This window comes from Chryseobacterium sp. CY350 (genome assembly GCF_027945075.1).
Classification (GTDB): Bacteria; Bacteroidota; Bacteroidia; order Flavobacteriales; family Weeksellaceae; genus Chryseobacterium.
The window spans coordinates 1,032,005-1,050,030 of sequence record NZ_CP116034.1; the positions used below are offsets into that span (position 1 = coordinate 1,032,005).

At 34.4% G+C, this 18,026-nt stretch carries 13 protein-coding genes; 10 read left to right on the plus strand and 3 right to left on the minus strand.

Annotated features, from left to right (window positions below; all coding sequences use genetic code 11):
- Window positions 1-299 precede the first annotated feature (299 nt).
- Together PGH12_RS04760 and PGH12_RS04765 are read left to right on the plus strand one after the other, a co-directional pair.
- Window positions 300-2,714: a hypothetical protein gene (locus PGH12_RS04760; RefSeq protein WP_267596943.1), complete on the plus strand. Its 2,415-nt coding sequence runs from the start codon at window positions 300-302 to the stop codon at window positions 2,712-2,714.
- Between the two features lie 107 nt (window positions 2,715-2,821).
- On the plus strand, window positions 2,822-4,945 hold the full coding sequence (locus PGH12_RS04765; RefSeq protein WP_267596944.1) for a Tex family protein: 2,124 nt from the start codon (window positions 2,822-2,824) through the stop codon (window positions 4,943-4,945).
- 151 nt (window positions 4,946-5,096) lie between these two features.
- On the opposite strand, the gene PGH12_RS04770 is transcribed toward PGH12_RS04765, so the two are convergent.
- The 3 genes from PGH12_RS04770 to PGH12_RS04780 all read right to left on the minus strand — a co-directional run bounded on the left by PGH12_RS04770 (window position 5,097) and on the right by PGH12_RS04780 (window position 7,503).
- Window positions 5,097-5,930 carry a GLPGLI family protein gene (locus PGH12_RS04770; RefSeq protein ID WP_267596945.1) on the minus strand — a complete coding sequence of 278 codons (834 nt, stop codon included), beginning with the start codon at window positions 5,928-5,930 and terminating at the stop codon, window positions 5,097-5,099.
- Between the two features lie 6 nt (window positions 5,931-5,936).
- The gene (locus PGH12_RS04775; protein ID WP_267596946.1) at window positions 5,937-7,085 is read right to left on the minus strand and encodes a hypothetical protein; all 1,149 of its coding nucleotides are present in this window, start codon (window positions 7,083-7,085) and stop codon (window positions 5,937-5,939) included.
- Window positions 7,086-7,326: 241 nt separating this feature from the next.
- A complete protein-coding gene (locus tag PGH12_RS04780) occupies window positions 7,327-7,503 on the minus strand; it encodes a BF3379 family histone-like protein (protein ID WP_262989762.1) in 177 nt (58 codons plus the stop codon).
- Between the two features lie 527 nt (window positions 7,504-8,030).
- On the opposite strand from PGH12_RS04780, the gene PGH12_RS04785 reads away from it, so the two are divergent.
- The 8 genes from PGH12_RS04785 to PGH12_RS04820 all read left to right on the plus strand — a co-directional run bounded on the left by PGH12_RS04785 (window position 8,031) and on the right by PGH12_RS04820 (window position 18,025).
- A complete protein-coding gene (locus PGH12_RS04785; RefSeq protein ID WP_267596947.1) occupies window positions 8,031-9,176 on the plus strand; it encodes a serine hydrolase domain-containing protein in 1,146 nt (381 codons plus the stop codon).
- A gap of 406 nt (window positions 9,177-9,582) precedes the next feature.
- Window positions 9,583-10,428 carry a helix-turn-helix domain-containing protein gene (locus PGH12_RS04790; protein WP_267596948.1) on the plus strand — a complete coding sequence of 282 codons (846 nt, stop codon included), beginning with the start codon at window positions 9,583-9,585 and terminating at the stop codon, window positions 10,426-10,428.
- 41 nt (window positions 10,429-10,469) lie between these two features.
- Window positions 10,470-10,898, plus strand: coding sequence for a hypothetical protein (locus PGH12_RS04795; protein WP_267596949.1), 429 nt, complete (start codon window positions 10,470-10,472; stop codon window positions 10,896-10,898).
- A gap of 301 nt (window positions 10,899-11,199) precedes the next feature.
- Window positions 11,200-11,721 carry a hypothetical protein gene (locus PGH12_RS04800; protein ID WP_267596950.1) on the plus strand — a complete coding sequence of 174 codons (522 nt, stop codon included), beginning with the start codon at window positions 11,200-11,202 and terminating at the stop codon, window positions 11,719-11,721.
- Between the two features lie 73 nt (window positions 11,722-11,794).
- Window positions 11,795-12,598 carry a fimbrial biogenesis chaperone gene (locus tag PGH12_RS04805; RefSeq protein ID WP_267596951.1) on the plus strand — a complete coding sequence of 268 codons (804 nt, stop codon included), beginning with the start codon at window positions 11,795-11,797 and terminating at the stop codon, window positions 12,596-12,598.
- Entirely contained in the window at window positions 12,591-13,625 is a 1,035-nt protein-coding gene (locus PGH12_RS04810) for a hypothetical protein (protein WP_267596952.1), read from the plus strand. The genes PGH12_RS04805 and PGH12_RS04810 overlap by 8 nt, the downstream gene beginning before the upstream one ends.
- Window positions 13,625-16,426, plus strand: coding sequence for a hypothetical protein (locus PGH12_RS04815; protein WP_267596953.1), 2,802 nt, complete (start codon window positions 13,625-13,627; stop codon window positions 16,424-16,426). The genes PGH12_RS04810 and PGH12_RS04815 overlap by 1 nt, the downstream gene beginning before the upstream one ends.
- Window positions 16,427-16,621: 195 nt before the next feature.
- Window positions 16,622-18,025 carry a glycoside hydrolase family 28 protein gene (locus PGH12_RS04820; protein ID WP_267596954.1) on the plus strand — a complete coding sequence of 468 codons (1,404 nt, stop codon included), beginning with the start codon at window positions 16,622-16,624 and terminating at the stop codon, window positions 18,023-18,025.
- Window position 18,026 lies beyond the last annotated feature (1 nt).

The following is an 18,026-nucleotide window of genomic DNA, read 5'->3' on the forward strand; positions in this document are numbered from 1 at the left end:
TCATTAAACAAAATGAAGTTGAAAGGTTATAATAAAGAAGAAACGATCAACAGATCACTGAATATAATTATCAGATAACAGCACTAAATATAAATATTATATTTCAATCCTGCTATTCGCGTTGATTTCCAGCTAAAAAGCAAAATCATTTATGTTGGTAGAAATGTTATATGTCTTTCAAAACTGATGGACTCCAAGATTCAAATTCAACAAAAAATTAAGTGTTAATAACATTTATTTCTCCTAAGTAAGAAAAAAACGTATTTTTGAAAAATTGATTATAAAAAACACAATATACTATGAATTCTTTGGTATTAAAAAGAATGGCCTTAGCGTTTGCATTATCTGCTCCCTATGCTTTTACTCAGGCTCAAAATAAAGCCGAAACGGCTCTTCAGAAGTTCGCAGAAAACTATCCTCAGGAAAAAATTCATCTTCTTTTTAATAAAGATCATTATGTTGCAGGAGAAAATCTGTGGTTTAAATCTTTTGTCTTTGAAGGCTACAATCGGTCAAATATTTCTACGTCTCTTTTTGTTGAACTTTATGACAGCAATAAAAAACTGCTCGACAAAAAAATGATTCCTCTTCTGAAAGGCGAAGGAAGCGGAAGTTTTACATTACCAGCAACCTTAAAGGAAGATGTCTATTTCGTGAGAGCATATACAACATGGATGACCAATTTTAGTGAAGATTTTAATTATCTGCAGCCTATTACAGTTTATAATCCTTCATCTACACAAAAACTTGTTGAAAACGCTGAAAAAGTATGGTCAGCCACAGTACATCCGGAAAGCGGAACTTTTGTTGAGGGTATTGAAACAAAATTTGCAGTGAGATTACGTTCTCCGGGTTCTACATCAACAAACTGGAATGGCTATGTAACAGATTCTGATAATCCGGATCTTCATATTGTGAAATTCACTGGTTTTGACAAAAACGTAGGCTTATTCAATCTAAAACCTCAAGCGGGCAAAAATTATCAGCTAACAGTACAGGATGACAGCGGAAAAAAAATCCAGCTTGATCTTCCAACGGTTACTTCTTCCGGGCTTAACATTCAGGTTGAAAGCAACGAAAAATCGGTGAAATACACTCTCCGAAGTAAAAATATGCCGGCAGAAAATCATCCTTACAAGATATTAGGCACAATTAATAATACTCTCGTTTACAAGGCAATCATATCTAAACTTTCTGATGCCCAATCTGCATCAATACCTACAGATAAACTGATCAATGGAATTTTGAGACTCACTGTTTTTGATAATAAAGAAAATGTAATAGCAGAGCGGCTTTGTTTTGTACAGCCTAAAACACTGCATATCAAAAAACCAAGCATTATTCCTCATCTGAACAGTCAGGAAAAATCGGCAAATGCCCTTACGATAGGAAAAGAGAGTAAATTTGAAAGTTACACTGTTACTGTCTTGGATGCTGACAGCAACAGTCCCGAAGAAGAAAACAGTTTGTTGAGTACATTCTGGCTGAGTGGAGATCTTAATTCACCGATTTACAAACCTGCACAATATTTTTCGGAAAACAGTAATTCGCAGGCTTTGGATGCTCTTTTAATTTCTGAAAAATGGAAACGCTTCGAATGGTATTCTATTATTGCAGGCAATTTTCCTTTTATAAAAAACAAACCCGAGTCTTATATTTCTTACAAGGGAAAGGTTTTGGCACAGGGGAAACCTGCGGTAAATTCAGAATTAAATTTAATATTCAAAATGCCTGATTCTGGCTTAAAATTTCACCAGATAAAAACAGATAATTCAGGTTTTTTTGTTTTAGACAATTTAGTTTTTGAAGATACAATGTCATTTTCTTATCAGCTGAATACTGGTGATAAGTCAATCGCCAACAGTACGCAGGTTTATTTTCAGCCCACATTTAGTTTTGTTCCTTTAAAAAAAGACTTGCCTTCAATTTCTATGAAATTAGCTGACAGAATACAGGGAGAAGAGCTTCCTGCTAAAGTTACTAAATCTATTTCTAATATTACTTTCGAAAAGTTTATCAATGAAAAAATTACTGATATTGAAGAAGTTAAAATAAAAGTCGATAGAAAAAACAAAACCAAGATGCTCAATGATGCATTAAGCAGTCCATTGTTTAAAAGTATGAGCGAAATGGTTTTTGACTTTGTGAATGACAACACGATGATCGGTGGGAACAATATTCTTCAGTGGCTTCAAGGTAGAGTTCCCGGTTTGCAGATCAGATCACAAGGAGCCAACACTACTGCAACCATGCGTGGCGGTACGGTTGATATTTTCTTAGATGAAATGAGAACAGATGCATCACAAATCTCCATGCTTTCTGTTTCAGATGTTGCCATGATAAAAGTAATGAGAGGATTTTTCGCCGGTAGTTTTGGAGGCGGCGGAAACGGAGCAATCGTAATTTACACAAAACGTGGTGGAATAACGGGATCAGTTGATAACGGACAATCTAAGTCATTAAATGAAATGAAGTTGAAAGGTTATGACAAAGAAGAAACTTTTAACAACACAATGTATAAAGATATACAGCCAACTGATCGTGCTAAAGATACACGCAGCACATTGTATTGGAATCCCAATTTACAAAAAGATGACGCAGGATCAGCAAAAGTCGAGTTTTACAACAATGACTACTCTACCCAATTTAAAGTAATCATTATAGGATTTGATCAGGACGATAACCTACTCTATTACAATGAAAATTTAAAATAAAGAGTTTCACAAAACCAATTGCATTCAAGCAGTTGGTTTTTGTTTGAATCTGCATTTGTCTTTAATAACTTAAAAAAACAGTAATTTAGCACTTCCAAAAATTCTGAATGACGACTACACAGTTTATACAATCTACACTCAATATATCCGATAAAAGTATTAATGCTACCCTAAAATTACTTTCAGAAGACTGCACCATTCCTTTTATTTCGCGTTACCGAAAAGATGCAACAGGAAATCTGGATGAAATACAGATCGAACAGATTTCGAAACTCAATAAACAGTTTGATGAAATTGTAAAACGCAAAGAGAGCATTTTAAAATCTATTGAAGAGCAGAATGCCTTATCCTCTGAATTAAAACTTAGAATAAATGAAAGTTTTGACATTCAGGAACTGGAAGATCTGTATCTGCCTTTCAAAAAACGCAGAAAAACAAAAGCTGATGCTGCCAAAGAGAAAGGTTTGGAACCTTTAGCTAAAATTATCATGAGCCAAAAAGCAAATGACATTCAACATTTGGCATCAAAATATCTGAACGATCAGGTCTTATCTGAAGACGAAGCATTGCAGGGCGCAAGAGACATCATGGCAGAATGGATCAATGAAAATATGTACGTCCGTAAAAACCTCCGCCGACTTTTTCAGCGAAAAGCAGTCATCACTTCAAAAGTGGTAAAAGCTAAAAAAGATGACGAAGGCGCACAAAAGTTTTCGCAGTATTTTGAATGGGAAGAAAGTCTCAGCAGAACGCCATCACACAGGCTTTTAGCAATGCTCAGAGCCGAAGCGGAAGGTTTTGTGAAAACAAATATTGACATTGATAAAGATGAAGCGATTGATTTTATTGAAAATGCTATCATTAAATCAAAAAATGAAAGCTCCGAACAGATTTTTTTAGCTATAAAAGATTCCTATAAACGACTTTTGGAACCGGCAATTTCTAACGAAACATTACAGGAAGCCAAAGAAAAAGCAGATAAAAAAGCAATCGAGATCTTTTCTGAAAACCTGAGTCAGCTTCTACTCGCTCCGCCTTTGGGAGAAAAAAGAATTCTTGCGATTGATCCCGGTTATAAAAGTGGTTGCAAAGTAGTCTGCATCGACGAAAAAGGAGATCTACTCCATAATGAAACGCTTTATCCGCATGCACCTCAGAATGAAAGCGGAATGGCAATGAAGAAAATCCGCTCGATGGTGAATGCATACAATATCCAGGCAATATCGATCGGAAACGGAACTGCAAGTCGCGAAACTGAATTTTTCATTAAAAAAATCGCTTTTGATAAGCCTTTGCAGGTTTTTGTAGTTTCTGAAGCCGGAGCTTCGGTTTATTCTGCAAGTAAAATTGCGAGGGATGAATTTCCTAGTTATGATGTGACCGTTCGTGGTGCAGTTTCCATTGGTAGAAGACTGGCCGACCCTTTGGCCGAACTGGTAAAAATTGATGCAAAATCTATCGGTGTCGGACAATATCAACACGATGTAGACCAGACTCAATTAAAAAACGAACTGGATTCAACAGTCATGAAATGCGTAAATTCTGTCGGAATTAATTTAAATACAGCAAGCAAATCTCTGTTAAGCTACGTTTCAGGAATCGGCGAAAAAATGGCCGAAAACATCGTGAATTACCGTGCTGAAAATGGAGCTTTCGAAGACAGAAAGCAATTAAAAAAAGTTCCAAGATTAGGAGAAAAAGCATATCAACAGGCGGCAGCTTTTATCCGGATTACGAATGCGAAAAATCCTTTAGACAATTCTGCCGTTCATCCTGAAGCGTATGGAATTATTGAAAAAATGGCAAAAGATTTAAGTATAAAAACCAATGAACTGATTGCCAATAAAGAAAAAATAGCGCAGATTGATCCTGAAAAATACACCAATGAGACGATTGGTATTTTGGGAATTAAAGATATTTTAAAAGAGCTTGAAAAGCCAGGTTTAGATCCGAGAAAAGCTGCAAAAGTTTTTGAATTTGATCCAAACGTCAAAAGCATCAAAAATCTCAAAACAGGAATGATTCTTCCGGGAATCATCAATAATATCACCGCTTTCGGATGTTTTGTAGACTTAGGGATCAAAGAAAGCGGATTGGTTCATATCTCCCAATTGAAAGAAGGTTATGTTTCTGATGTCAATGAAGTGGTGAAACTTCATCAACACGTTCAGGTAAAAGTGACTGAGGTTGATGAGGCAAGGAAAAGAATTCAACTGAGTATGATTCTGTAATTAAAAACTCATGAAAATTTCAGAACTGAAAAAGAAAGTCAGGTTTGGGAAATTAAGAAACTGCTTGATCAAGATATTTTAAAACAAAAAAATCTGTGAAATCTGTCGATAAAATATTCTCACACAGATTTCACAGAGATAATTTAAATTCTTACAAAGGATATTTTATCGCTTTATCCAACTCAATAGGATTATTATATTTTCTTACAGATTCTCTCAAGCGCTCATTCACTTCACGCGTATTGCTTTGGTTTACTTTGGTTCCGTCGTTCAGGAAAAATTCTTCACTCGATTTTGTGCCACCAGAATTATTTCTAAGCGCATTGATCGGAGAATCATAATATTTCAATTTTGCATTTCTGTACTTATCATAATCAACAGCAACACTTTGTGACGTAAAATAGGAAATGTATTGGTTGACATAAGGTTTTGAAAGTTTCTGATTTTTCACCAGTTCAAACTTGTAATTGTTTTGGTCGTCATAAAGTTCAACAATCAATCCTGGCAGTCCGTGAAATTTATATGGCCCTTCCTGAAAAGGAATTTCGGCAGTAAACCAGGCAATCCAATTTCTTCCGCCCCAAGTTGTTGTGGCTTTTTGTAAATTTAAATCTCTTACCTTCTTTTTTTCGTTGGTCAATTTCCAGTTTTGAGTGTTTTCTGAGGAAAGTTTAAGAACAATATTATCAAGAATATCATAATCATCGTACTTATGTTTTCCGGGTTGATGTACAAGAATACTCGATGTATTGAATTTCGAATCTTTCGGAATCGTAAGATTGTTGGTAACCAAAGAATCACCTACAAAGAAGTCTCGTGGATAATATTTTATTTCTTTTAAATCGATATCCAGATGATAATTTTCTTTTGTGGTAATATTTTGTGTAGAATCTTTTTTGTACTCTACATCATAAATAAAGCGGTGAGCCTGCGCATTTGAAGCCAATGATGCGAAAAAAAATGCTGATAAAAAGATTTTTTTCATAGTGTTTTATTTCTGATTGATAAATTCCTGTTCTTCTTTTGAAAGTAAAATGGTGGTTTCTTTATCTTCTTTAACCGGAACATTTTCCCAGATATTCTTGCTAAGATCTACCTTTGAAACCAAACCCTTCTTCGTAGATTTTGCAAATGTATTGTATATAATTTCTGTACTGAATCTTCGCTCGTCTTTCTGACCGTGATGCATGATAAAAAATTTTTCGCCTGAAGTTTTTTTCAGTGCCTGAATATATTTTCCATCTTTTTTGTAAAAATCGAAGGTCACATTGGCATTGCCTACCTGAAAATCAAACTCTTCACCATCGGTATTTACTCGTTTATAAGCAGGAAAACCGCCTTGTACATAATTAAGGTCATATAAAACCACCACCTTGTCCTTTTTATCATAAGTAATTTCACCATCTATCTCTATCCCGTTTTCAGATTTTATTTTGACACCAATTAATTGCAAATCACCCTGTTCTGACAACAGTCTACCAACATTTTTCGAATTTTTCATCCTCATGTTGATCAACAACCTGTAAATTTCATAGTTAAAAAAGAAATTACCCATTTCATCATGATTAAACTCTTTCGTCTTGACGTTAAATATACTTTTAGAATCATTCTTTTTGAAGTATTTTACATTATTAAGCTGTAATTGCAGCAATTCATCATAATCTTTTTTGTAGCCATACTTAAAATTATAGGCATTCGTTTTACTCCAAAGTTTAGCTTCAGCAATAACCATAATAAAGAGTTTATCATTGTTAAATCCCTTAGATTTGAAGGTAATATCATATAAAGATGGCTCGTCGTAATATCTCTTGTGATAATTTTTGTAAAGATCTTCGAACAGGTTTTTGATATCTACATCAATAATTTTCACTTCTTCAATATCTTTCATAAAAGGCTTTAGCTTCACCACATTTTGAAAACTGCTAAAACTTTCTTTATGAAAACCAGAAGCAGAAACTTCAAAGTTTTTAACAGAACTGTCTAATGGTGCAAAACCATCTTCGTTGCTGTAAACCAACTGGTCTGACAGTACAATTCTGGCATTAGCAATGGGTTTTCCGTTTTCAGCATCTACGACCTGTACTTTTTGGGAATAAAAAATTGTCGAAATAAGGAGAAATAAAATAGAAATTCGTTTCATATTGATTCGTTTATTCTGGTTGATAATTTTTAACAAATATATATTTCAGAACACATACAATTCAAACGTAAATGAATTATTTAGGAGAAATTATCAAAAATTAACTAAATCTTATGAATATTGATGAGTATTTGGAATTTTATAGAGTAAAGATAGCATTGCGAAACAAAGCACAAATATTACTATGACTAAAGAAAAAGGCATAAAAAAAGCCGGCGTTTAAAAGCCGGCTTTATCTGTCTTATTTTTTAGATTCTTCTACAGAAACTTTTCTGAATTCTTTGAACAATTTGCTCAATTCTAAAGCTGACTTACGAGCTCTTGTACCCGCTGCCTTGTTTCCTTTTTCTGATTGTTGGTTTGCTTCACTTGCAAACGCTTCGAATTCTGCGTTGATTTTTTCAATAAGTTCTTTCATGTCTATAAAATTTAGGCTGCAAATATATGTTTTCAGATGTTGCCAGCCTAACATTGGAGAAAAAATTTAAGGCAAAATGTGAATTATTTAACATAAAACCTAGAATTTTCACTTTCAAAAGCACAAAACAGTGGAAATAATTCAATCTGAAAAGGATTTAAACTTAAATTTAAGCCAAATCCGAAGGTTTTTACAACAACAAAAAAATTCAATCAATTGAGAGAAAATTCTTGCAGTAAAATCCCAAACCCACTACTTTCTGATTGAGAATATCTTACTATTTTAAAGGTGAAAAAACTGCAGGATTCATATCATCTTTTAAACCATTGAACAACAAATCAAAAATAATATACAGCTAAAAAAATACTACAAAGTGATCATTTTAAACTCTAATAATTAAATCTTTATCGTTCATTTAAGACTTTTCGGATAAATATGTATTTTGGTAAAGCTTTTGAGGTAACGAACATCAATTCCAGCACTATTCTTGAATTGCATATTTAATAACAACATGATTTAATTTAAAAATGAAAAAAATACTGACGGCATTTATAGCAGGAACATCAGCAACAATCGCATTGATATACCTCGCCGGTTATGGTTACATTTTTAAAGCTGTCGCCATGAACTTAAAAAAAGGCTCTCTCACACCTTCAACCGATGATAATGAAAAATTTCCGTCTCATCATATTTCTAATGCAAACCCAATATTCTGGCAAAAAGATGATTCTTACAATACAAAAAAATTGTCGGAAAAACTGATGGATGATCTTAAAGAAACAAGAGCTTCATCACTCATCATCATTCGAGACAACAAACTTATTCACGAGCAGTACTGGAAAAATCATCGCGAATATTCACTTACAAATTCTTTTTCTATAGCTAAAGGAATCATTTCGATTCTCGTTGGCTGTGCTATTGATGACGGATATTTGCAGTCGGAAGATCAACTATTGTCATCAGTACTTCCGGATTACAAAAACAGCGAGTTTGGAAGACATCTTACCTTCAAACATCTGATGACAATGCAGGCCGGCCTTGATTGGGAGGAAGAATATCATCATCCGTTTGCTCCTAACTCTAAGCAATATTTTGTTGATGATCTTAAAAAGCAGGCACTCGAAGTTGAAGTAAAAGAAATGCCCGGAGAAAAATATGAATATCAAAGTGTTGCTGCACAAGTTTTGGGAATTGCATTGACGGAAGCAACGGGAATGAAATTAGCAGACTATTTATCAAAAAAAATATGGATTCCTCTCGGGATGGAGCTGCCAGCAAAATGGAGCATCGATGAGAAAGGAATGGAGAAAGCTTTTTGCTGCATTCATGCAACCGCAAGAGATTTTGCAAAAATAGGACAGTTCATTTTGCAGAACGGAAATTGGAACGGACAGCAGATCCTGAGTGAACAGTTCTGCAAAAATCTCATTTTACCGACAAAAGCTAATGATGCTTTTTGCTATACAGTCTGGGCAAATGACGACAGCAATATCAAATATCGTTTTTTTTACGGCTTTCTGGGCCAGTTTATCATAATGATTCCTGATAAAAACATCGTAATCGTAAAAACCGGACTATCAAACAGTCTGGAGGTTGATAAAAAGAAAAGACCGCATCAGGTACAGCTTCTCGTAGACGAAATTATTAAAATGACTGAGCAGCAGTTTTCATAATTTTTTTTCTAAAATATTATTACATATCAATAATCATTTACTATTAAGAAAACAATAATTTTTAGTTCAGTAAATTTCTAAAATATTAAATGAATTTAAGATTGGAAATAACTTCATTTGATTAAACTATTTTTGGATAAAAACATTTCATTAACAAGCTTTTTAGCTTATTTACAGTTTTTTCTATATTATTTTTTTCGATTTAAATAATATTATAAGTTATTTTTTTGCCATATAATATTTAGTTATCAAAGCGGCATCACAAGACACAAATCAGGCATTCTGTGATCTACATTATAAAATTATTAAATTTATTACATAATTGAAAATTGTTTGCATATTTGTCAAATTAAAATTCTATTTTTGATGGAGTTAAAGTTTATGTTTCAGTTTCAACTTAGTAAGAATGTACCAAATAACAAATCAGCTTCATAAGATAGGTTTCAGTATCGATTTGATCAGCAATATCATCAGAAGAAACAATTTTCAGAAAAAATTTAATACTAAGCAATTTTTCTGCATTCTGCTGGTTGCGAAAGATATTGATTTAATTATTTCGGGCATTCAATACGAAATAAAAGGCGGCAACGCAGTATTTATCGGCCCCATGAAAGATGTAGAATTTGGAGACGCTTATGGCAAAGAGATTTACGTGATTGTTTTTTCAGCAGATTTCTATGACAAATCAATGAAAGACAGCGTTTTTATGAATTCTCAGGTGTTTTTCAATTCCCGATCTGATGTTTTCATTTCACCCTATTTTGGAAACAATAAATACAATGAAGTCATTTTAGTAGAAAGGCTTTTAAAATTCCAAAGCAAGGATGAAAGTCTTTATATTTCCGCCGCTCACAATGCTATTGAAGGCTTGATTCTCGATGCATATCTTCATGTAGACGAGCATCATACCGAGGCAGATGAGCGTTTGGAATACGTTTCGTTTGTGAACAGATTCAGGGTTTTACTTCAGAGAGATTTCAAAACTGCAAAAAAAGTTCTATACTATTCTCAGGAACTGAAGATCTCATCACGAAGACTGACCGAGATGTGTGAATACGTTTACGGCAAATCTGCAAAACAGATTATTATTGAAAAAATAAAAATCGAGTGCGAAAAAGCAATAAAATTTTCAAATTTTACCATGTCAGAAATTGCTTACGACCTGGGTTTCAACGATGAAGGAAACTTCAGCAATTTCGTAAAAAAACATACAGGAAAAAAACCATCTGAAATGAGGGAAATCTCAGCATAAATTCTTAGATTTATGTAACCAAGATCATTCAAATTATCAGTATGTACGCTAAGTATATTGTGCTTTTCTGCCTTTTAGGACTTTCAGCACTCTTACCTGCACAAGCAGTAGACCACAATCGCATCAATATCAGAATTTACCCCGCACAGGTTCTTTCAATTTCATCTGGCTCAGATTTAAATAAAAACTCGAACACTCAAAAGAATATTGAAGCGAGTGAAAGGCGGGAGTTAATTGTCTCCAATCTCTATGGTTATCAGATAAAAACTTTGAGTGAACGGTCAGATGATCAGGCTGAAAAAAGATTATCTACAAAAGATTGCCCACCAAATTCAAGACTTTTATACCAAAGAACATCCTCTTCGGCCGATCAAAGAATCGGAACAACCAATTATTCTGAGGTTTTTGATAAGAAATGCACAAGTTCTAATAACGAAAGACTCCTTGTATATCTCATCATAACTCAGTGAAAAATTACAACTGTATTAACTTTATTTTATGCAACAAATAATAAAAATTCATCATGATTTTTATTAAATTGACTACATAATATTTAAAGTGTTACAATATTTTACAATATAATAACATTTTTCATTAACAATATTTAACCATATAATATTATGTTTAAATTTCATTAAAAACAATAAATGACATGATTTAATAACGATTTGTTAATTTTCACAAAACATATGTCATTTTTCACAAACTTTCATTTTGAGATTCGCTGTACTTTTGCATCAGAAACTTAGAAACAATATAACAATAACTTTAATGAAAAAATTCATTATTACATCAATAGCAATATTAGGTGTAGGAACTATCAGTGGTCAAAACGTAACTCTTAACGTTAGATTAAAACCTATCCAGACGCTTGTAGTAAACGACGGACAGAAAATCGTAAATTTAGACTACGTTACAAAAGATGATTACGCTAACGGTGTAAGCTCTAATAATGTAGATCACTTAAAAATCTTTAGTACAGGAGGATTTCAGGTAAAGGTAAAAAGTGCTACTTCTGCTTTACAAAGTGGCTCTAAAAACATTCAGGCTAATACAATTAGAATAATTGCTACTGCAGGTTCTGATGCTGTAAATGGCGCTCAATATGCTCAGGGAGTTCTACTTTCTGCAAACGAAGCTAATTTGGTAACTTCTGCAAGCGGAGGTGTAGATAAAAAAATCAGCATCGAATATAAGGGTGCAGGCTCAAATACTTATATTGATAACTATATCGCAGGGCAAGATCCTACAATTTACTCAACAGAATTGACTTATACAATCATCTCTCAATAAATTCTGGCCAATTCAAATAAATACAGAAGTGTTGCATCCTTGCAGCACTTTTGTTACATTCAGTACTTTTTTCATGAGAACTACCATTCAGCAAATCTGCATTTTATTTTTTGCAATCATCTTTCAGGCTAAAGCACAGACAGGAATTTCAGTTTCGCCACCTCGACTTTATTTTGAGTCGGCGGCAGGAATCAGCAATTCCGAAAAAATAACTGTTACCAACGTCAGCGCAAAAAATACGCTCGATCTTGCATTAAGTCTTGGCGACTGGCAATATGATGCTAAAGGTGAAAATCAAATGTATCCTGCCAATTCTTTACCAACTTCATGTGCCTCATGGATCAGCATTAAAAAAGATGACACTTATTTTTCCCTCGGTCCGGGAGAAAGACGAGACATTGAGCTTACCATCACCTCGCCTACCCTTTCGAAAGAAAATCTGGCGGCTCACACTGCGTTGCTTTACGTAAGCCAGATGAATCCTGTGGAAGATGTAGACAGTAAAGGTGCCAACATTAAAGTAAGCATCCGTTCAGGAATCAAGATCTTTCACAAAAAGCCGGAAGCAACGAAGAAAAAATTAGAAATTACAGATTTAAAATATGATGCAGAAAAAAAAATACTGAGATTACATTTTGAAAATCAGGCAGATATTTGGGTTGATGGAAAAGTGACTACAGACATTCTGAATGTAGGTAATGGAAAAAAAACAAGCCTGAGCCCAATTGTATTTTACACGATGCCGGGCAACAAACGCGAAATGGAAGTTCAGCTGCCAACACCTTTAGATAAAGGAAACTATACGGCTTCTGTACTTGTAGATTATGGTGATTCTGAAAATCTGGAGATGGGTGAATTAAATTTTAGTTATGAGTAGAAAGCTCTGTTTTTTAATGACGCTATTTTTCGTAAGCAACTATTGTAATGCTCAAATATCATACTCTTCATGGGTAAACGGTTATCTTCAGATTAATTCTTATCAGGGCGAAACAAATCCCGATGCGTATACCGCAACTTTTGCCGGAAACGGAAATTTTAAGTACACAAACTGGAGATTGGCTGCCCTTTTAAAAAGCAGCATCACCGCAAACAATGGCCCTTATATTTTTCCCGCAAACAAAATTTCTTTTCAGCCTGTTTCGTCTTCAGGCCAGGCTTATCCCAATTCTGTTCCCACTATTGCAGAAATAGGAATTCCTCTCAACACGACCGTTACAGAAGCAGGAGATTTTTTATTGATCCCGACATCTAACGCGCCACTTTACAATCAGCCGAGTCAACCAAACGGCTATTATAATCTGCAGTTAAAATTCAGCATTATTGTTGCCGGAGGAGCATATCTCGGGAATTACCCTGCATGGACAACCTTTACCGCGCCTATTGAATTTACTGCTTATGATCAAAACAACATGATTATCGGCAGGATGGATCATCTCTTTAAATTCCAGATTGGGGCACTCACGGGAACGCCACCGATGAGCACAGAACTTTCGTTAAAAGTAAATGGTAACGCAGCAAACGGTGTTTTGGAATTTAGCAGTATGCAGGATTATAAAGACGGAAAAAGCGTTATTTATCCAAATGCACTTACTGTAAAAGCTAATACAAATTTCCAGATAACTGTACGGTCGATTCAAAATAACTTTATTTCAGCTGCCGGAAAAACTATTCCTGTAAGTAATGTTAAGATGAATTTAATTCCGACTGCGCAAAATACTGGATCAACATTTTCAACTGTTTATCTAAATACAGCCTCGCAAATCATCACAAAAGGATCTTCTACGCAAGGCGCAAATCTTGATTACACGATCAAGTATTTCACAAAACCAAATGACGAATATTTCATTAATGCAAAGCCTGATGAATATTCTGCAACTTTACAATACGAGATTACTCCGCAATAATGTCATCGTCTTTCAGCAAGAATTTTACCCAATATTTTTCGGCTTTTCTGATCATGATAAGCTCGGTAATTTTGTCGGCTCAAAATAAAACTGAAAGCATCGTTTTTGACATTCACGAAAAATCTTACAACGAAGATTCTAAAATTCTTGACATCGTAATTTCACTTAATAACACTACGAATCAAAATTTTAATGGAAAAATAAAAATATCTGTTCCTGAAGGGTTTCGATCAATCATGGGTGAGGAAATTCTTATAGATCTTCAAAAAAATGAGAAAAAATTTATTTCAGTTAAAATTTTTGTGAGTAATAGTGCTGACGCGGGAGATGCAAAAATCAAGCTTTCATTGACAGACCAATTTAACAACAAAATTGACCAAAAAACCATTTTGCACCAAGTTATTGAAAAAAGTCTGCTGCAGATGGTTGCAGAAACTTCGCAGATTTTCAGAACAGATGCTCGGGATTCTCTACAAGTAAGAGTAAAAGTTTCTAACAAAGGAAACAGAAGGCAACAGACGACGCTGGTCTTTAAAATTCCTGAACAAAATGACAGCAATTTATTTATAGAAAAAAAAGGAACAATTCGCCCGCAGCAGGATTCCGTTTTTATATTCAGTTTTTTGCCTTCAAAGGAGCTTCTGAAAAAAAGTACTTTTAATATTAATGTGACTGGTTTTAAAGATGCTGATAAAGAAATTTTTGGCAATACCAGAATTAGCGTACAAAGTGTTTCGCATATACAAAAGTTTCAGGATGAGCAGCAAAGTGGTTTTGCCAGCACTTCGAAAAATACGGTTACTACAAGTTTTCGCAGAGTTGGTGATGACCTCAGTATGTATCAGATCTTGGGAAATGGTGGTTTTAACGTTTCTTCCGGATATATTTTCATCAACGGAAATGTGTTTTTAATGAATTCTCAGACTGAACCGATCATTAACAATACCTATATTTCTTACCGCCGTGAGAAAAGTGAGTTTACGATCGGAAACATCAGTAAACTTCTGGAACTTTCTCTTTTCGGACGAGGAATAGAATACAGTTTTCTGAATTCTGCTAAAGACAAAAAAATTGAGGTAGGTTTTATAGAGCAGAGCTTCAGTTTACTGGAAAAAAATTCGTTCCTGAAAAATGGCTACGGATTTTATGTCAAAGGAATTTTAAATCCTAATAATTTTTCGCGAAATCTTTCTACTATCTATATATTTAAAAATGATCCTTTCGAAAAAGCCAGGCATCATTTGGTAGGTACAGAATTTACGCACAGCTTCAACAATCTTTGGCAAAGCTCTTCAAAACTGTACGGCGGAGTGAGTTTCTACGATCAGAATGATCTTAAAAAGCCATCTTTTGCATTTGAATCGCAATATTCGGGAATGGTAAAAAAGATTAATCTAAATGGAAATTTTTTCTACAGCTCAGATTATTATCCCGGTAACAGAAGAGGGAATCTACAGCTTCAGCAAAATGCAAATTTGTTGGTTTTAAAAAAACATTATGCCTTTGCTAATATTTTTTATTCTAATTATTCGCCAAAATATTACTTTTATCAGACGCAGCTTTCTTCGGACAATATAAAAATCGAGACCGGACTGAATTTAGCAAAAAAAGGAGAATTCGGTTACTCTTTGGCGTATCAGTTTCAGTCTGAAAGATCGAATTCTTATAATAACTTTCTCCCAAAGAGTAAAGAAAATGATTTGTCAATTACCGCCCACAGGATAGTGGAAACTACAAACTGGATCAGCAAAAACAGAAAACATTCTGCTTTACTGGCTTTCGATCTCGGATTTGCACAATATCCAAATAATGAAAACAGCCAGTTTCAAGGAAAGATTGTTGCAAATTATAATTATCGAAAAATCAATTTTGCATCTCAATATCAGTTTGGAAGTTATTATCTGTCGGAGTTTGCATTTTCTCAGCTTATTAACCAAAATATCAAATACAAAAAAGTAAACACTTCTTTGTACTACAGCAGCAGTACTTTCAAAGAAAAATTAAGCGTTACTTCAGGACTTTCTTACACAGATGATAATATTTATGGAAAATCTCCGTCTGCATTTTGCAATCTAAAATGGCACGCAAGACTGTTTGAGTTTTTCGTCAATTCATCTGGATATAATTACTCATCCACAAATATGAGAAATAATATATTCACCATTGAGGCAGGAGTTACGTTAAACATTCATAAAAATTCACTGTCTACTCAGAAAAAATCAAACATTCGCGGTTTTGCATTTTATGATGAGAACAACAACAATCTTTTTGATCCAAACGAAAAACCGGCGCCAAACTACCTTATTACCATCAATAATATAGCCTTCAAAACAGACAGTAATGGCACAATGACCTACAAAAATGTTCCTTTTGGAAAATATAAATTGAAGCAGACCATTCAGGAAGGTTGGTATTACGACGAAAAAATAGTAGAGATCGATTCTTATCAGTACCAACTTACAATACCATTGCATCAAAACGGAACTGCAACAGGGCGAATAGATTATCAGTTTGATCATAAAACCGCAATGGATTTTCAACCCAAAACAAGTGGTATTGCATTTAAAATTTCCCAAAACAATGTTCCGATTGAGACGGTATATTCTGATGACAACGGCGAATTTATCGCATTTTTACCCATCGGAAACTACACAATTTCGCTTTCAGAAAATACACTTCCTACTAACACTTTCTGCGAAAAACCAGTTATTCAAGTTGATATAAAAGCAGGACAACTCACATCACTTCCTTCATTTCTTGTTAAAGTGAAAGAGAAAAAGATTCATTCTAAGAAATTTTAAATTACATTAAAGAGTACAATATTCGATTTTCTCTTAAATATGATGTAAACATTTGTAAATAAGATCATTTTTGTATAAATGTCACTCTTCACAGACAGTGCAGGATAATCATTAATCATATTTATATTAGATTGCGAATAGCAAAGGAGATTTTTTAAATATAGATCTTCCGAAAACTTCTAATGTTGTGAATTCATGAAAAATTATCTTGTATCAATTCTAATTTGCCTGTTATCCAGTTCTTTTTCGGCTCAATATAAACCGTGGACTTCCCCAAAGCAACCTTTAAAGGAAATCAAAGCTTTAAAGAAACAAATCAAAGCTCCAAAATTCAGAAAAGTTGACTATTTAATCACAGATTTCGGAGCAATTGGTGACGGAAAAACAAAAAATACGGAAGCTTTTAGAAAAGCAATTGAAAAATGCAGTGCTGAAGGTGGCGGTAGAGTTGTCGTTCCAAACGGCGTTTTCCTGACTGGAGCAATTTATCTGGAATCTAATGTCAATCTGCATCTGACAGACGGTTCTACGATTTTGTTCAGTCAGGATAGCAACGACTACCCTATCGTTTTCACGCGTTGGGAAGGTATGGAATGTATGAATTATTCCTCTTTGATTTATGCGTATGAAGAAGAAAACATTGCCGTGACCGGAAAAGGAACTTTGGATGGGAATTCAGATTTAGACAACTGGTGGTTTTGGTGTGGTGCAACAAAATATGGTTACAACACATCACGTCCTGGAAGACAAAACCCGGCGAGAGCTAAACTTCACGAATATATGGCCAATAGAACTCCTGCAAGAGAAAGAATTTTTGGCGACGGATGGTATTTAAGACCAAACTTTGTCCAGCCTTATAAGTCTAAAAACTTCTATATGGCAGACGTTTTAGTTAAAAATTCACCGATGTGGAACCTAAATCCTGTTTTGTGTGAAAATGTTTTAATTGAAAGAGTAAAAGTCATCAGTCACGGACCAAATAACGATGGTTTCGACCCTGAAGCCTGTAAAAATGTCTGGATTAAAGATTCATATTTCGACACCGGAGACGACTGTATCGCCATCAAATCAGGAAGAGACGAGGACGGAAGAGATATCGGAAGACCTGCTGAAAACCACATTATCGAAAACTGCGAAATGAAAGACGGTCACGGCGGTGTTGTTATCGGTAGCGAAATTGCAGGTGGTGCAAAAAATATCTACGCCATCGGAAATGTGATGGATAGCAAGAATCTTGACCGTGCATTAAGAATTAAAACCAGTTCAAGCCGTGGCGGAACGGTCGAAAATGTTTTTTTCTATAATACAAAAGTAGGTGCTTACAAAGATGCAGCGGTACGTTTCAATATGTTTTATGAAAAACCAGGGAATCATATTCCGACCATTAGAAATATTTGGGTAGAAAATCTTACCGTAGAAAAAGGTGGAAAATACGCCATCCTTTCTAATGCTTACGAATCCTCTCCTGTCACCGACTTCACGATGATTAATGCAAAAATGACAGGCGTTGAAATTCCGTATAAAGTTAATTTCCTTAAAAATGTGACTTTAAAAAATGTAACCGTAAACGGACAGCCATTAACCGAGCTAAAGCCATAAA

Excerpts from the sequence above, each read along its gene's own strand:
- PGH12_RS04805 (WP_267596951.1), top strand. The coding sequence starts at position 11,795 with ATGAGAACTACCATTCAGCAAATCTGCATTTTATTTTTTGCAATCATC.
- PGH12_RS04780 (WP_262989762.1), bottom strand. The coding sequence starts at position 7,503 with ATGAAAGAACTTATTGAAAAAATCAACGCAGAATTCGAAGCGTTTGCA.
- PGH12_RS04775 (WP_267596946.1), bottom strand. The coding sequence starts at position 7,085 with ATGAAACGAATTTCTATTTTATTTCTCCTTATTTCGACAATTTTTTAT.
- PGH12_RS04800 (WP_267596950.1), top strand. The coding sequence starts at position 11,200 with ATGAAAAAATTCATTATTACATCAATAGCAATATTAGGTGTAGGAACT.
- PGH12_RS04820 (WP_267596954.1), top strand. The coding sequence starts at position 16,622 with ATGAAAAATTATCTTGTATCAATTCTAATTTGCCTGTTATCCAGTTCT.
- PGH12_RS04810 (WP_267596952.1), top strand. The coding sequence starts at position 12,591 with ATGAGTAGAAAGCTCTGTTTTTTAATGACGCTATTTTTCGTAAGCAAC.
- PGH12_RS04790 (WP_267596948.1), top strand. The coding sequence starts at position 9,583 with ATGTACCAAATAACAAATCAGCTTCATAAGATAGGTTTCAGTATCGAT.
- PGH12_RS04765 (WP_267596944.1), top strand. The coding sequence starts at position 2,822 with ATGACGACTACACAGTTTATACAATCTACACTCAATATATCCGATAAA.
- PGH12_RS04815 (WP_267596953.1), top strand. The coding sequence starts at position 13,625 with ATGTCATCGTCTTTCAGCAAGAATTTTACCCAATATTTTTCGGCTTTT.
- PGH12_RS04760 (WP_267596943.1), top strand. The coding sequence starts at position 300 with ATGAATTCTTTGGTATTAAAAAGAATGGCCTTAGCGTTTGCATTATCT.
- PGH12_RS04785 (WP_267596947.1), top strand. The coding sequence starts at position 8,031 with ATGAAAAAAATACTGACGGCATTTATAGCAGGAACATCAGCAACAATC.
- PGH12_RS04795 (WP_267596949.1), top strand. The coding sequence starts at position 10,470 with ATGTACGCTAAGTATATTGTGCTTTTCTGCCTTTTAGGACTTTCAGCA.
- PGH12_RS04770 (WP_267596945.1), bottom strand. The coding sequence starts at position 5,930 with ATGAAAAAAATCTTTTTATCAGCATTTTTTTTCGCATCATTGGCTTCA.